The 15,779-nt window shown below is 37.3% G+C and carries 12 protein-coding genes; 9 read left to right on the top strand and 3 right to left on the bottom strand.

The features are described from left to right. Nucleotides 1-178: 178 nt before the first annotated feature. The 4 genes from pflB (at nt 179) to IGJ46_RS06375 (ending at nt 5,244) form a co-directional block, all read left to right on the top strand. Nucleotides 179-2,425 (top strand): formate C-acetyltransferase, encoded by a 2,247-nt coding sequence (gene pflB, locus IGJ46_RS06390; protein WP_002357529.1) that lies wholly within the window; start codon nt 179-181, stop codon nt 2,423-2,425. A gap of 76 nt (nt 2,426-2,501) precedes the next feature. Then, nucleotides 2,502-3,266, top strand: coding sequence for a pyruvate formate-lyase-activating protein (gene pflA / locus IGJ46_RS06385; protein WP_016616353.1), 765 nt, complete (start codon nt 2,502-2,504; stop codon nt 3,264-3,266). Nucleotides 3,267-3,361: 95 nt separating this feature from the next. After that, the gene (locus tag IGJ46_RS06380; RefSeq protein WP_002360265.1) at nt 3,362-4,288 is read left to right on the top strand and encodes a manganese-dependent inorganic pyrophosphatase; all 927 of its coding nucleotides are present in this window, start codon (nt 3,362-3,364) and stop codon (nt 4,286-4,288) included. 71 nt (nt 4,289-4,359) lie between these two features. Continuing rightward, nucleotides 4,360-5,244 carry a DUF1803 domain-containing protein gene (locus IGJ46_RS06375; RefSeq protein ID WP_002371123.1) on the top strand — a complete coding sequence of 295 codons (885 nt, stop codon included), beginning with the start codon at nt 4,360-4,362 and terminating at the stop codon, nt 5,242-5,244. 58 nt (nt 5,245-5,302) lie between these two features. Here IGJ46_RS06375 and IGJ46_RS06370 read toward each other — a convergent pair whose 3' ends face one another. Next, nucleotides 5,303-5,854: a DUF2179 domain-containing protein gene (locus IGJ46_RS06370; protein ID WP_002361848.1), complete on the bottom strand. Its 552-nt coding sequence runs from the start codon at nt 5,852-5,854 to the stop codon at nt 5,303-5,305. A gap of 180 nt (nt 5,855-6,034) precedes the next feature. Between IGJ46_RS06370 and cls the strand changes: the two genes are divergently transcribed. The 4 genes from cls (at nt 6,035) to IGJ46_RS06350 (ending at nt 11,336) form a co-directional block, all read left to right on the top strand. Then, nucleotides 6,035-7,495, top strand: a complete 1,461-nt coding sequence (gene cls / locus IGJ46_RS06365) for a cardiolipin synthase (RefSeq protein ID WP_002371124.1) — start codon at nt 6,035-6,037, stop codon at nt 7,493-7,495. Between the two features lie 281 nt (nt 7,496-7,776). Continuing rightward, nucleotides 7,777-9,657, top strand: a complete 1,881-nt coding sequence (locus tag IGJ46_RS06360; RefSeq protein WP_002371126.1) for a beta-glucoside-specific PTS transporter subunit IIABC — start codon at nt 7,777-7,779, stop codon at nt 9,655-9,657. Then, the gene (locus tag IGJ46_RS06355; RefSeq protein WP_002371128.1) at nt 9,657-11,066 is read left to right on the top strand and encodes a glycoside hydrolase family 1 protein; all 1,410 of its coding nucleotides are present in this window, start codon (nt 9,657-9,659) and stop codon (nt 11,064-11,066) included. The genes IGJ46_RS06360 and IGJ46_RS06355 overlap by 1 nt, the downstream gene beginning before the upstream one ends. A gap of 108 nt (nt 11,067-11,174) precedes the next feature. Further along, on the top strand, nt 11,175-11,336 hold the full coding sequence (locus tag IGJ46_RS06350) for a hypothetical protein (protein WP_002361843.1): 162 nt from the start codon (nt 11,175-11,177) through the stop codon (nt 11,334-11,336). 59 nt (nt 11,337-11,395) lie between these two features. On the opposite strand, the gene IGJ46_RS06345 is transcribed toward IGJ46_RS06350, so the two are convergent. Together IGJ46_RS06345 and IGJ46_RS06340 are read right to left on the bottom strand one after the other, a co-directional pair. Beyond that, complete coding sequence (locus IGJ46_RS06345; protein ID WP_002366709.1) at nt 11,396-12,376, bottom strand: LacI family DNA-binding transcriptional regulator; 981 nt, start codon at nt 12,374-12,376, stop codon at nt 11,396-11,398. An 18-nt stretch (nt 12,377-12,394) separates the two neighbouring features. Beyond that, nucleotides 12,395-13,855 (bottom strand): sucrose-6-phosphate hydrolase, encoded by a 1,461-nt coding sequence (locus IGJ46_RS06340; protein ID WP_002403175.1) that lies wholly within the window; start codon nt 13,853-13,855, stop codon nt 12,395-12,397. 242 nt (nt 13,856-14,097) lie between these two features. Between IGJ46_RS06340 and IGJ46_RS06335 the strand changes: the two genes are divergently transcribed. Continuing rightward, a complete protein-coding gene (locus tag IGJ46_RS06335; RefSeq protein WP_002385902.1) occupies nt 14,098-15,771 on the top strand; it encodes a glycoside hydrolase family 13 protein in 1,674 nt (557 codons plus the stop codon). Nucleotides 15,772-15,779: the final 8 nt, after the last annotated feature.

Here is a 15,779-nt window from a genome sequence, read left to right as displayed (position 1 = left end):
TTTCACAAGTATAAATGTTTATATATCAGCATTCAGAATCTTTGATCCCCATTTATTTATTAAGAAAGTGCAATAAATAATAAAAAAACGCTTGCATCTAAAAGGTTATGTGTTATACTAATCACATAAAGCTGTTACATACAATCAAGTAGCAGTTAACTAAGGAGGCAAACACTTCATGAAACAATGGGAAGGCTTTAAAGGCGACAAATGGAGAACAAGCGTTGACACTCGTGATTTTATTCAAAACAACTACACAGAGTACAAAGGCGACGACAGTTTCTTAGAACCAATCGCTCCGAGCACTGACAAATTATGGACAAAACTACAAGAATTATTTGAAATCCAACATGAAAAAAATGGCGTTTATGACATGGATAGCGATATCCCAGCAACTATTACGTCACATGAACCTGGTTACTTAATCAAAGAAGAAGAAAAAATTGTCGGTTTACAAACAGATGTACCATTAAAACAAGCATTTATGCCATTCGGTGGTATTAAAATGGCGAACAATGCCTTAGTTTCAAATGGTTATGAAACTGACGAAGAAATGACAAAAATCTTCACAGAATACAGAAAAACACATAACCAAGGTGTTTTTGATGCCTACACAGCTGAAATGCGTTTAGCACGTAAAAACAAAATCATTACTGGTCTTCCAGATGCTTATGGCCGTGGCCGTATTATCGGTGACTATCGTCGTATCGCATTATATGGTATCGACTACTTAATGGAACAAAAGAAAAAAGATCATGATAACACTGGTAACAAAGAAATGACAGACGATGTTATTCGCTTACGTGAAGAAATTTCTGAACAATACCGTGCGTTAAATGACTTAAAACAAATGGCTGCTTCTTATGGTTTCGATATTTCTCGTCCTGCTGCAAATGCGCAAGAAGCAATCCAATGGTTATACTTTGGTTACCTAGGTGCCATTAAATCTCAAAATGGTGCGGCAATGTCAATTGGTCGTATCTCAGCATTCTTAGATATCTATATCCAACGTGACTTAGAAGCAGGTTTAATCACTGAATTTGAAGCACAAGAAATGATTGACCATTTAATCATGAAATTACGTATGGTTAAATTTGCACGTACACCAGAATACAACCAATTATTCTCTGGTTATCCAATTTGGGCAACATTATCTATTGCTGGTATGGGTATTGACGGTCGTTCATTAGTTACCAAAAATGACTTCCGTATCTTACACACCTTAACAAACATGGGACCATCTCCAGAACCTAACTTAACTGTATTGTATTCTTCTCACTTACCAGAAGGTTTCAGAACATATGCAGCTAAAATCGCGAAAGAAAGCTCATCTATCCAATTTGAAAACGATGACTTATTACGTGAAAACTGGGGCTCTGACGACTGTGCAATCGCATGTTGTGTTTCTGCAACAGTTATGGGTAAAGATATGCAATTCTTCGGCGCTCGTGCGAACTTAGCGAAAGCTGTTCTTTATGCAATTAACGGCGGGGTCGACGAAAAAACTAAAATGCAAGTAGCACCAAAATATCGTCCAATGACTGGTGACAAATTAGATTACCATGAATTCATGGAACGCTATAAAGACATCTTAGACTGGTTAGCTGAATTGTACGTTAACACATTAAACATTATTCATTACATGCATGATAAATATGCATATGAAGCACCACAATTAGCTTTAATGGATACTGATTTACAACGGACATTCGCAACTGGTATTGCCGGAATCTCTCATGCGACTGATAGTATCATGGCAATTAAACACGGTGAAGTAGAAGTAATCCGTGACGAAGATGGTATGGCAATTGATTATGTACCAACAAAAGAATTCCCAACATACGGAAACGATAACGAAGAAGCCGATGCAATGGCTAACTGGATTTTAGATTACTTTATGACACAAATTAAACGTCAACACACATACCGTAACTCTAAACCAACGACTTCATTATTAACAATCACTTCAAACGTTGTTTATGGTAAAGCAACAGGGAACACGCCTGACGGACGTCGTGCTGGCAAACCTCTTGCACCAGGTGCGAACCCAAGTTATCAAGACGGTAAATTCTTAGGTGAGAAAAATGGCTTATTAGCTTCATTAAACTCAACAGCTCGTTTAGAATATACAATCGCTTTAGATGGTATTTCTAATACACAAACCATCAACCCTAATGGTTTAGGTAAAGACGACGACACAAGAATTAACAACTTACGTAACGTATTAGATGGCTACTTCGATAAAGGTGGTTACCACTTAAACGTAAACGTATTTACAAACGAATTATTATTAGATGCACAAGCACATCCAGAAAAATATCCAAACTTAACTATCCGTGTATCTGGATATGCCGTGAAATTCCGTGACTTAACTCCTGAACAACAAGCAGACGTTATTTCAAGAACTTCACACGACAGACTATAAAAAACATTTACATTATTTAACTGAAAGGGTGACATTTAACGTGTCATCCTTTTCGTTTGAAAGAAGAGGGATCATTATGACAACACCAGTTACAGGTAGAATTCATTCAACAGAAAATTTTGGTACCGTTGATGGCCCAGGTGTCCGTTTTATCGTATTTACACAAGGGTGTCGCATGAGATGTCAATTCTGTCATAATCCAGATACTTGGAAAATTGGTTCCGGTGGTCGTGTGGTGACGACTGACGAAGTATTAGAGGAAGCATTACGTTTTCGCTCTTATTGGGGCGAAAAGGGTGGTATCACTGTCAGTGGTGGTGAGCCGCTATTGCAAATGGACTTTTTAATCGATTTATTTAAAAAAGCCAAAGCACAAGGCATTCATACAACCTTAGATACGTGTGGCAAGCCTTTTACTCGGGAAGAACCCTTCATTAGTCAATTTGATGAATTGATGAAGTATACAGATTTACTCTTATTCGACATCAAACATATTGATAACGAGCAGCATAAACTGTTAACAACGCAATCAAATGATAATATTTTGGAAATGGCTACCTATTTATCTGAAATTGACAAACCTGTTTGGATTCGCCACGTATTGGTGCCTCAACGTAGTGATTACGACGAATATTTAATCCGTCTGGATGCCTTCATAAGAACATTAAACAATGTAGATAAAGTTGAAGTGCTTCCTTACCATACGATGGGCAAGTACAAATGGGAAGAACTAGGTATTCCTTATCCATTAGAAGGAATTGAGCCTCCTAAAAATGATCGTGTTGAAAATGCGAAAAAACTACTACATGTCGAGGACTATCAAGGTTATCTAGCACGTTAACAAACGAAAAAATAGAAAAGAAGACAATTTTTTTGTTGTTTCTTTTCTATTTTTTGTTATCATTAAGAGTGAATCAAAACCAAGGAGTGTGTATTATGTCAAAAATTTTAGTTTTTGGACACCAAAATCCTGATACAGATGCTATCGGAGCAGCAATTAGTTTTGCTTACTTACAAAAAGAATTAGGAAAAGAGACAGAAGCTGTCGCTTTAGGAACACCAAGTGAAGAAACACAATATGCCTTAGATTACTTCAATATTGAAGCACCACGTGTTGTCACTGAAGCAGCTAGCGAAACAAACCAAGTCATGTTAGTGGATCATAACGAATTCCAACAAAGCATTTCAGATATCGCTGAAGTAAACATTTTAGCAGTAGTGGATCATCACCGGATTGCCAACTTCGAAACAGCAGATCCATTGTATTATCGTGCAGAACCAGTAGGGTGTACCAGTACAATCATCTATAAAATGTTTAAAGAAAATAACGTGACAATTCCAGCTCAAATTGCTGGTATGATGGTCTCAGCGATTATTTCTGATACATTATTATTTAAATCACCAACTTGCACACAAGAAGACATCGATGCAGCGCACGCCCTAGCTGATATTGCTGAAATTAATTTAGAAGGCTATGGTCTTGACTTATTAAAAGCAGGAACAAATTTAAGCGATAAATCAGCTGAAGTTCTTTTAGATTTAGATGCTAAGAGCTTCCCAATGAACGGCAAAACAGTTCGCGTTGCCCAAGTAAATACCGTCGACTTAGCAGAAGTTTTAGATCGTCAAGCTGAATTAGAAGCAGCTATGGCCGCAGAAAATGCAGCCAATAATTATGACTTGTTTGTCTTAATTATTACGAATATCCTAGACAGTGATTCTGAATTATTAGCGATTGGTGCGGAACAAGCCAAAATTGAAGCAGCGTTCAATGTAACATTAGTTAACAATCGTGCGTTCTTACCCGGCGTTGTTTCTCGTAAAAAACAAGTAGTACCACAATTAACAGAAGTCTTTAACTAAAACCGTAAGCGCCTAAGCAACGCGATAAATTCCTTGTTGCTTAGGCGCTTCAATAGTAAAGGGGCGTTAACATGAATGATTTAGCAATTTACTATCATTCTCCGCAACAAACGAAACAATACAATCATTTGCTCAACCAATCACTTTTTTTCCCTCTTGTTACTTTTATGTATGAACATCGGGAAGAAAGAATCATTTTAAGACAATTAAAAGCGGCCTTTGCAACAGAAGCCAAGTTAGAACAATTTTTATCAGAAATGATTGATTGTCAGTTAATCATTCGGGAAAATCGTCAATATCGTTTGAATTTTCCTATTTATACGGCAGCTGAAGTTGCGAGTTTGCCCTTGGCTGAAGACGAACTTCCTAAATTTAAAGGAACTGTAACAGAGCAATTATTTTGGCTAGCTGAATCTTTTTGGCCACAAGTGTTTCCAGAAGAGGAAGACTATTTTTTTGGCGTGAGCGGTGACCCCTCATTTTATCAAAAACAAAGATTGGCCTCGGCACAACTATCTATAATTACGCTTGAAAAAGAAAAGACAGAGGTTCCAACAATGCCTCGTTATTTTGATTATTTGGGCAAAGAGGAAGCCTTGCCAGAAGCCTTCAGCGCTTTATATGACTTGCTAGGGGACGTAAATCCTGAATACTATCTTTCGCAAGCGAGAAGAGTCATTAAACAAGCTCTGCGAGGCCGCAAAGTCAGTACTGTGCCTAATATTTTTCAAGAAAGTTTGCACTTGACCCAAGTGATTACGATTGACCAGGACCACTTAAAACTCCTTTTACCAGTAGCAACGGAACAAGCTGAGCCTTTAGAAGCACAGTCGGATATTCTAGCATTTTATTATGAAAAAATTGCTAACCGATCGGCCATCGAACGCTTAGTTTTTATGCAACAATTGATTGAGCAACTAGGTACGAACTCTCTAAGTTATCTTAGAATAAATTAAAGTTACGATAATTTTATTATGTAAACTAAAAATCAATAACAAGAAATGACGCCGCTTCTTAGTGAGAAATGGCGTCATTTCTTTTGCGAACTTTTTTCGTCCAAAAGCCACCGGAAATGAACTTAGGCTCATAGGAAATGATAAATGCTCTCGGCTCTAATTGATTGATTAATTTGTACAATGTACGTTCGTTTTTTCTTGGGGAAAGAATTTCTAAAACCATTCGTTCTCCTTCACGTCCGTAGGCGACACTTTGCGTAACACCATAGCCGTGTTCACGAAGTGTTTCTGGTAAATGAAATTGTTCAGTAGTAGAAGGGAGGATAACCGATACCATAATATAACCCAAGGCCAAATAGTCTTCGATTTTAATTCCTACACTAATGCCAACAGCGTAACCAAGCGCATAAACAAGTAAATTTAAAGGATTGTCTAACCGATTCAGAACCATACTCAGCCCTAAGACATAAATTGTTATTTCAGCCATACTAACCAGCGGTGCAATAACCCGATAACCTTTCATCGTTAACATAAAACGAATAGTATTTAAGGTAATATACGCAAAATTAATGATAAAAATCATAGCTAACATTTTCAAATCAACGACCATAAAATAAGTACCTCTTTTCAAAATCTTTACATCCAGCCCTCATTATAGTACAGAAAAACTGAGAATCAAAGGCGAAACACTTATAGAAATGAATTCTTTTTTGAATACTCGCTCATATTATTCGCCTAATTTAACTGTTATTTGATATAATCTTAGTATGAAGTAAGAAGGAGGTAAGCGATGAAAATTTTTGTTTGGATTTTGTTATTTTTATTAGTAATTAACGTTATTGCTGCCTTAATTACTGTTTTTAGAAAACCTCGTAGTATTTCCAGCGTTTTAGCATGGATGATGACGTTGATTTTCTTGCCTGGTATCGGCTTTATTATTTACTTATTCTGTGGGCGAGGTATCGATGGACAAGAAGTTTTTAAATTGTCTGATGATGAAAAACAAATGGTTCAACGAATTAAAGAAAAAGTGGACGTTGATAACAAAAAAGCAGGGCGCGATAAACGTTATGATTTACTTTATGATGCGAAAGTTTTAAATCGTTATTTCCGGAATATGGACGCATCACCGTTGGCCAAAAGAAATAGTTTGCAATTATTTACAGATGGCCAAGAAAAATTCCAAGCATTATTTGAAGATATTCGTGCAGCGAAAGAAACTGTTCATGTGGAGTATTATGCGTTTTTTAATGACACAATTGGCAATCAATTTTTAGATGTATTAATCGAAAAGTTGCATGAAGGCGTGGAAGTTTACTTAATTTACGATCCTTGGGGTTCACCCGGCGCAAATAAAAAGTTTTTTGCTCGTTACGTTGACGCTGGAGGAAAAGTAGCTCCCTTTATTACTTCTCGCGATATGATTCGTAAAACACGTCTAAATTATCACTTGCATCGGAAAATTGTTGTCATTGATGGGAAAATTGGCTGGACCGGCGGGTTCAATGTCGGGGATCAATATTTGAATGTCACCGAAAAATTTGGTTACTGGCGAGATACCCATATTCGTTTGGTCGGGACGGCCGTATTTTCATTGCAAGAGATATTTATCATGGATTGGAATGCTTCAGTCAAATATCCTGAAGAACGTATGACGTATCATGAAAAATATTTTAAATTACCAGAAGATCATGAAGTGGAGCATTTGTCCTTACAAGTTGTTTCAGATGGTCCTGATTCAGAAGAAGAAATTTTGAAAAGCGGGTTTGTTCGGATGATTTTTTCTGCAGAAAAGAGTGTCTGGATTCAAACACCGTATTTAATCCCTGACGATAGTATGATTAATGCGTTGTTAGTGGCGGTTCGTTCAGGTGTCGACGTGCGAATTATGATTCCTTGCATGCCTGACCATCCCTTTATTTACCGCGCAACACAATATTACGCGAATTACTTACACAAACGCGGCATTAAAATTTATATTTATGATAGTGGGTTTATTCATGCAAAAACAATGGTAATTGATGATGAATTAGCTATGGTTGGGACAACAAACCAAGATATTCGCAGTTATTCATTGAATTTTGAGGTAAGTACGTTTATTTACAATCCCGACATTGCGTGGATGTTAGCGCAAGTCTTTGAAGAAGATATAGAAAAAAGTGTCTTACTAACCGACGAGATAATTAAAAAACAAGGGTACTGGCTACGCTTCAAGCAAAACTTTTCACGCTTGTTGTCACCAGTCTTGTAATCAATAAATCAGCAGTGAATGTAGTAAACTACTATTTTCACTGCTGATTTTAGTAACAAAACACTGAAGTGGTCTACCTAATTCATTGATAATCCCTCTAAATAATGGTAAATTAAAAATAAATTCAATCAGCTATTCTATCGTGAGAAACATAGTTATTACGTAGATCAGATCAAAGGGACATTCACGACGAGCAAATATTGAGTGTGTTTGCTGAAACGTGCATGTGTGATTTGGTCTTTTTTATTGAGCTGTTATTTTATAGATAAGGAGTGGTCACCATGGACTACCAAGCAATAGCAAAAGAAATTTTGAAAGACGTAGGTGGCAAAGACAATATCGTGGATGTCACACATTGTTATACACGATTGCGTTTCGTATTGAAAGATACGAAACAAGCGAACAAAGAAGCCTTACTACAAACAGAAGGTGTCATTTCTGTTGTTGAAAGTGGCGGGCAGTATCAAGTGGTTTTAGGCAATAAAGTCGCGCATGTTTATAATGCTCTAGAACCTTTGTTGGCTCAGCAACTTACGACCAAAACATCTACAAAAGAAAAAAATTCATTAGGTAATCGAATTTTAAATACTGTTGCCGCGATTTTCACACCTGTCGTACCAGCAATTGCCGCTTCTGGCATGTTAAAAGGAATTCTAGCTATTGCTGTGATGGTCGCAAACAATTTTTACCAGGTCGATTTAAAACCTTTGAATACGTATATTATTTTAAGCGCCGCTTCCGATGCACTTTTTTATTTTATGCCAGTTATTTTAGGTTATTCAGCTGCTAAGGTTTTCAAAACAAACGAATATATCGCCATGGTAATTGGTGCCACCTTATGTTATCCAACCATCGTTTCATTAATGACTGAAGAATCAGCGGTTACCTTGTTTGGATTACATGTGACCAAAGCCAATTATGTTTCCACAGTAATTCCTATTATTCTTGCAATTTTTATGTTAGCTTATGTGCAACGCTTTTTGGAAAAAGTCATTCCAGAAGTTCTAAAAATTATTATGGTTCCTACGCTGTCATTACTTTTAATGATTCCAGCCACTTTATTATTATTTGGACCGATAGGGATTTATTTAGGCGACGGCGTGAATTGGTTGTATTATTATATAATGAATTTTAGTCCCATCTTGTTAGGCGGTTTTATCGGCGGAATTTGGTGTGTCTTAGTCATTTTTGGGGCTCACCGTGGGCTTGTGCCAATTGGGATTAATGATGTCGCTCGAACAGGACGGCAAAATTTGCTAGCGTTTGCTGGTGCAGCGAACTTTTCTCAAGCGGGCGCCGCATTTGGCGTGTTTGTCCGCACAAAAAATAAAGACTTGAAAGCTGTTGCTGCCTCTGCAACAGTGACTGCATTATTTGGTATCACAGAACCAGCCATTTATGGTGCAAACTTGCGGCTAAAAAAACCGATGATTTATGCGGTGGCTAGCGGAGCAGCAGGCGGGGCCTTAATGGGCTGGGGCGGTTCCTACGGGACAGCCTTCGCTAACCAAGGACTCTTGACCATCCCAGTTTACGCAGAAGCAGGAACCAAAGCCTTTATTTGTTATTTATTAGGTTGTGGCATTGCTTTTTTTGGTGCATTTCTATTAACGATTTTTCTAGGCTTTAATGATTTACCGCTTGACGAGTCACGTCAAGAACCCGGCTTAAAGACAGAGGCAGGGACAGTCAAAGAAAAACAACGGATTCAAGCACCTGTTCAAGGACAACTCGTATCTTTAGACCAAATCAACGATGAAGTCTTTGCTTCTCAACAAATGGGAAAAACGCTAGCTATTTATCCGACAGAGGAACAAATTGTTTCACCAGGAAATGGGCAAGTGACGGCTTTATATCCAACTCATCATGCAATTGGCTTAAAGTTAGACAATGGTGCTGAAATCCTCCTTCACATTGGAATCAATACAGTCGAATTAAAAGGGCGGGGATTTGAAACGTTCGTAAAAGTAGGAGAAAGGGTCAGACTAGGACAAAAACTGCTCTCTTTTGATAAACAAATCATCCAAGCTGCTGGTTATGATCCAACCGTCTTAGTCATCGTAACAAATACTGCGGAAATGGCTGTAATTGAGACAACCAAACAAACAGAGATTACACCACAAACAAATTTATTTTTCATGCAAGTAAAGGAGCAAAACTAATGGTTAAACAATTTAAGAACGATTTTTTATGGGGCGCTTCTTCATCCGCTTTTCAAATTGAGGGCGCTTGGAATGAGGACGGCAAAGGCCTAACAGTCGCTGATTACAATTCTTTTAAAAAGTCAGCTGTACAAGCAGATACGAAAGTCGCCAGCGATTTTTACCATCGTTTCAAAGAGGACATTGCGTTAATGAAAGAATTAGGCTTAAAAACCTATCGTTTTTCTCTTTCATGGGCACGAATCATTCCAACAGGTGATGGCGAAATCAATCAAGCCGGCATCGATTTTTATAATGCTGTCATTGATACACTTTTAGAAAACGATATTTTGCCGTTTGTCACACTTTATCATTTTGATTTACCTTTTGCATTGGTGGAAAAATACAATGGTTGGGTTGATCGTCGCTGCGTTTCTGCATTTCAACGCTATGCGCAAGTTTGTTATCAAGCGTTTGGTGATCGAGTCAAAAATTGGCAAGTTACAAACGAACAAAACTTAATGATTCGTGTCGATGAACGAATGAATATGTACGATGTTGCACCAGAAAATAATGAAAAAATTCGTGCACAAATGGATTACCATATGTTTGTTGCCCATGCGTTAGCGACGAATGATTGTCACCAATTGGTCGCTGGGGGAAAAGTCGGTCCCTCTGTTTCCTCAACGATGACTTATCCTAGTTCTAATAAGCCTGAAGATGTTTGGGCGGCTCGTATGAATGATAACTTTAAAACGAATTACGCTCTAGAAATGTATTGTTTTGGCGAATACCCAGGTTACTATCAAGAGTATTTGACCAAATGCGGCATTTATCCCGAAACACAGCCAGAAGATCAAGCAATTTTGAAAGCCGCTAAACCAGATTTTATCGCTCTTAATTATTATCGGACGTTAGTCGCTAGCTATTTACCGACAGATGAGCAACACCCATTGGGTACGAAAGAAAAGGACATTGATTTTGATCTATACGGTTATTTTAAAATCGAAAAAAATCAACATTTAAAAACCTCTAAGTATGGTGCCCAAATTGATCCAACTGGTCTACGTTTAGTTTTAAATGATTATTATCGTCAATACCGTTTGCCATTAATCATTACAGAAAACGGTTTAGGCACACCCGATCACCTAACAGAGGACGGAAAAGTTCATGATGACTATCGAATTGCGTATTTGCATGATCATATTGCTGCTTGTCATGCGGCTATTTCTGACGGTGTTGAGTTGTTTGGCTATTGCCCTTGGTCGGTCATGGATATTTTAAGTTCTCATCAAGGATTCAAAAAACGCTACGGTTTTATTTACGTCAATCGTGAAGACCATGAGTTAAAAGATTTACGACGCATTAAAAAAGATAGTTTTTATTGGTACCAATCAGTAATTAAAAATAATGGGTTACCAGAAGAATAGTGCCCAAAAAGGATCATCCATTGCATACGCGGGTGATCCTTTTGTTTTCAAGTTCTGTCATTCCGTGTTAGATTTAAGTTAATAAACCCATTAAAGGTGGTGAGAGAGATGAATAATTACGATTTATGGAAATGGGCTGCCGGGAAACGAACCGAAAAAGATAAAAATGAAACCTATAGCGCCAAAAATTGGTGGTATGTTTTACTAATGCTCGGTGTATTTGTAGGGATCATGTTGTTGTATTATTTAATCTCTGTACTTTGGAATTAAGGGAAAATAGGCAAATGAGGAATTAAGAATAAAAAAAGACACCTTTTCAGGTGTCTTTTTTAACAGGATTCAGACAATGATAGCTGAATCGGAATAGGATAATTTTCCTCGAGTGCAACATCAGGATCCTTCATTCTACGAAGCAGTAAGTCAATCATAACGTCACACATCTCGTCGATTGGCTGCACAATGGTTGATAGTTGTGGAGCAATTCTTTTGATTAATTTTGTCCCATCATAACCAATTACTTTTAATTCTTCAGGAATGGCTATCTTCAATTTTTGAGCAATATTCATAACTGTAATTGCTGTCAAATCATCGGTACAAAAGATGCCGTCTACAGTTTTATTTTGAAGCAAACGTTCGATTTCTAGATTTTTTAATGTTGTAGAGGTTCCATTATCAATTTGTAGAATCGTTTTTTCTGCGCCATATTTTTCCATCGTTTGTTTATAACCAGCCAATCGATAATCGCTAGGTGCGCCTGTGTTATTAGCACCAGTAATAATTGCAATCTTTTGTGCACCACTTGCAAATAAGGCTTCAGTGGCTTTTTGGCCACCTTGAAAGTTTTGCGAAGAGACAATTGGAATGCCAGGTGCCAAGAAACGGTCAAAGGAAACAATAGGTAGTGAAACATTTTCATATTCGTTAATAGCTAAGTTATGGCTACCAGTGATTACACCGTCCACTTTATTTGCAGCGAGCATTCGTAAATAGGCGCGCTCTTTTTCTGGATCTTTTTCACTATCACATAAAATCACTTTATATCCTTGAACAAAGAGCTTTCTTTCCAGTGTTTCAATTAATTCACCAAAAAATGGATGACTAACAGAAGGGAAGACTAAACCAATCAGCTGCGTACTTTTTCCTTGGAGGCTTCTGGCTAATCCATTAGGTTGATAATTTAATTCTTCCATCGCTTGATGAACTTTATCAATTGTTTTTTGACTAAGATAACCATAATTATTAATCACGCGGCTCACCGTTGTCGGGCTCACCCCAGCAAGCTTTGCTACATCCGTTAATTTAACCACCATCAAAATTCACCATCATTCCTAATTATTCGTATTTTCCAGCTCATAAAAACAAGCTTTTGCCGTCTTGGATAGATGAAGATACCGTTGCGCTTTATCTGGAAAGAAGCGACCAGTCATCGTTTTTTCACCTTTATTTACATAGATTTCTGCAACAGAGCAATCAACAAAAATAGTTAACTGAACTGACTTATTTTTCCTAATTTTAGTTTCACGAATTGTGCCATACTTTTCAGCAAAAGGTTGGCCAGCAAATGTTCGATCAAGGGTTATTTTACCATGAATCGTATCAATTGTAATTAAAAGTCCTTTTGAACCTGTTTCGTTCGCTAAAAGCCGAATAAAAGCAATCTCATTTTTGGGAATATCCACTTCTAATTCAAAAGAAGCAGTAGATAAAAAATGGCAGCCATTTGATAAAGTAGTGGCGGATTGACGAAGCATTTCTGTTTCAGAAACTGGATATTGAAATAGTTTCCCGTTGTGAATTGTGAGTTCTTTAACCAGACTTAAGCCATTTGCCCAACCCTCCACATCACTTGGGTAAGTGATTTCTGGCAACCCAATCCAACTGACCGCAAGTGCACGACCATCTGGCGCATTAAAGGCTTGAGTGGCGTAGACATCAAATCCTTCATCTAAATTTTCAAAAGGCCCAGCCTGAACTAAAGAAAGATTCTCCAAATCAAACGTTTCGGCCAATGTGTACATATTCGGATAGATATTCTGATAACTTTTTACGGATGGAGATAGACCTTGTGGGCAAAATAATAAGACAGGCTGGCCATCAATAAATACCAAATTGGGGCATTCAACCATGTAGCCTAATTCTTGGTCGGTGAACGTCAATTCGCCAAGTTGATGGAAATTGTGTACATTTCGATCTTTAGAAAAATAGACCACAATTTTTCCTTGTCCATTTAAATCACTAGCACCAATTAATAAAACAAGTCCTTCTTGATAAGGAAATACCATCGGATCACGAAAATGGGAAGAATAATTGGGGTCAATAGGTAGGAATGGTGTTGATTCCTTTGTGATCGCACCTAAAGAATTCAGCCATGCAATATTTTGATATGCAAATCGTTGCCAAGCTTGATCACGAACATTCCCTGTATAAAATAAACATAGTTGGTTATCTATTGGTAAAGCTGAACCTGAATAGACGCCGTGAGAATCATATTCAGAGTCGGGAGAAAGGGCAATTCCTTCATACTCCCAGTGAATTAAGTCGGAGGAAGTTAAGTGGGCCCAACTTTTTAGTCCGTGAACACTCCCGAAAGGAAACGCTTGATAAAATAAATGCCACTGGTTATTGAAATACGAAAAACCGTTGGGATCATTTAGTAGTCCTGTCTGTGGTTGAATATGATACTTAAAACGCCAACTAGATTGCGCGATAATAGAAGTTAGATTTTCGAGGTGAGCAGATGTCCAAGAAGAATAAGGCGCATAACGTAATTCATCCGTCCATTGGTTCATGATGCTTGACATAAGTAATGTCTCCTTTATTAGAAAATAGTAGTTAGTCTAATAGTATAAACAAATCATAAAAAAGTCAAACGTATAACATATATGAATCTATTTAAATCAAAAGAATATTATAATTTACATTTATTTATGATAAACGTTTGACATATTACGCAAAAACGAGTATCATACAAAATGTAAAAACGGTTACAGAAAAAATTAACAGGACTAGTTTAAGAGTGAGGAGAACCAGAATGAACAGAAATTGGTGGCAAAAAGAAGTGGCCTATCAAATTTATCCACGTAGCTTTTCGGATAGTAATAATGACGGAATTGGTGATTTACAAGGCATTATTCAAAAAATGGATTACTTAGAAAATTTAGGAATTACGCTGATTTGGCTGAGTCCAATGTACCCGTCGCCAATGGCTGACAATGGATATGATATTTCAGACTATTATGGTATTTCTAGCGATTTTGGTACAATGGCAGACTTCGATGAACTCATTGAAGAAGCAAAAAAACGAAACATAAAAGTTATTTTAGATTTGGTGGTAAACCATACATCTGATGAACATGCTTGGTTTCAAGATGTTTTAAAAAATCCTCAAAGTCGTTTTCGAGACTTTTATATTATAAAAGAAGGACGAGAAGCACCTACAAATTGGCGGTCTAACTTCGGTGGTAGTGTTTGGGAAAAATTACCTGGGGAAGATGCCTACTACTTTCATGCCTTTCATAAAAAACAGCCGGATTTAAATTGGGAAAATCCTGAACTACGCAAAGAAATCTATCAAATGATTCGTTTTTGGTTAAACAAAGGAATTGCTGGTTTTCGTGTAGATGCGATTAATTTTATTAAGAAAGATTTGACTTGGACAAACTTACCTGCTGATGGGGCAGATCAATTAGCCAAAGTAACAAAAGCTAGTAGAAACATGCCAGGAATGAGTGACTTTCTGAACGAATTAAAAGAAAAAGCTTTTGCTGGCTTTGATATTGTCACAGTTGCCGAAGCGGCCGGCGTCAATTATCCAAATTTATCAGAATTTATTGGAGAAACAGGGTATTTCGACATGATTTTTGACTTCAAATGGGCTGATTTGGATGTGAAATCAGGAAGCGAATGGTTTTATAGAATCGATTGGTCTTGGAATGATTTACGCACATTAATTTTCAAACAGCAAGAAGCCATGCAAGAGGCTGGTTGGAGTGCAAATTTTATTGAAAATCATGATCAACCTCGAGCGACAACGAAATATTTAAAAGAACAGGCTCAACAGCCAAATGCGGTTAAAACATTCGGCGCCATGTATTTCTTTTTAAGGGGCACGCCTTTTATTTACCAAGGACAAGAATTAGGAATGACCAATTTTGAAAGGGGTTCGATTGATGAATTCGATGATATTTCTAGCATTGATCAATACTATCGAGCAATAAAAGAAGGATTTACGCCCAAAGAAGCCTTGTCACTTGTCAATTTGCGTAGTCGAGACAATGCCCGCACGCCTTTTCCATGGAATGATTCTATGTATGGCGGTTTTTCAAGCGTCAAGCCTTGGTTAGGAATGGTGGATAATTATAAAGAAATCAATGCCGAAGCAGAAATAAAAAATAGTCAAAGTATTTTTCATTTCTATAAGCGGATGATTGCATTTCGTCAAAAGAGTCCCTATACAGACATCTTACTTTATGGAACATTTGAGGGACTATCAAATCTTCCAGATAATGTTATTGCTTATAAACGCAAATTAAATGAAAAAACGATTTACGCCTTTTTTAATTTTGGTGAGGCGGTTCCAATCCCTCATTATTTAGTTAATGGCACAGTTATTTTTGATACACAGTCTGAAGAACGAGAGCAATTAGTTCAGCAGGGAACATTATTAAAAAGCTATCAAGGACTATTGATTACTATAAATGAGTAGCTAGGAGG

It is taken from the genome of Enterococcus sp. AZ120 (assembly GCF_050546165.1).
Classification (GTDB): domain Bacteria; phylum Bacillota; class Bacilli; order Lactobacillales; family Enterococcaceae; genus Enterococcus; species Enterococcus faecalis.
Note: the sequence above shows the minus strand (reverse complement) of the source record. Positions and strands in the feature narration are given on the sequence as shown.

Excerpts from the sequence above, each read along its gene's own strand:
- pflB (WP_002357529.1), top strand. The coding sequence starts at position 179 with ATGAAACAATGGGAAGGCTTTAAAGGCGACAAATGGAGAACAAGCGTT.
- pflA (WP_016616353.1), top strand. The coding sequence starts at position 2,502 with ATGACAACACCAGTTACAGGTAGAATTCATTCAACAGAAAATTTTGGT.
- IGJ46_RS06380 (WP_002360265.1), top strand. The coding sequence starts at position 3,362 with ATGTCAAAAATTTTAGTTTTTGGACACCAAAATCCTGATACAGATGCT.
- IGJ46_RS06375 (WP_002371123.1), top strand. The coding sequence starts at position 4,360 with ATGAATGATTTAGCAATTTACTATCATTCTCCGCAACAAACGAAACAA.
- IGJ46_RS06370 (WP_002361848.1), bottom strand. The coding sequence starts at position 5,854 with ATGGTCGTTGATTTGAAAATGTTAGCTATGATTTTTATCATTAATTTT.
- cls (WP_002371124.1), top strand. The coding sequence starts at position 6,035 with ATGAAAATTTTTGTTTGGATTTTGTTATTTTTATTAGTAATTAACGTT.
- IGJ46_RS06360 (WP_002371126.1), top strand. The coding sequence starts at position 7,777 with ATGGACTACCAAGCAATAGCAAAAGAAATTTTGAAAGACGTAGGTGGC.
- IGJ46_RS06355 (WP_002371128.1), top strand. The coding sequence starts at position 9,657 with ATGGTTAAACAATTTAAGAACGATTTTTTATGGGGCGCTTCTTCATCC.
- IGJ46_RS06350 (WP_002361843.1), top strand. The coding sequence starts at position 11,175 with ATGAATAATTACGATTTATGGAAATGGGCTGCCGGGAAACGAACCGAA.
- IGJ46_RS06345 (WP_002366709.1), bottom strand. The coding sequence starts at position 12,376 with ATGGTGGTTAAATTAACGGATGTAGCAAAGCTTGCTGGGGTGAGCCCG.
- IGJ46_RS06340 (WP_002403175.1), bottom strand. The coding sequence starts at position 13,855 with ATGAACCAATGGACGGATGAATTACGTTATGCGCCTTATTCTTCTTGG.
- IGJ46_RS06335 (WP_002385902.1), top strand. The coding sequence starts at position 14,098 with ATGAACAGAAATTGGTGGCAAAAAGAAGTGGCCTATCAAATTTATCCA.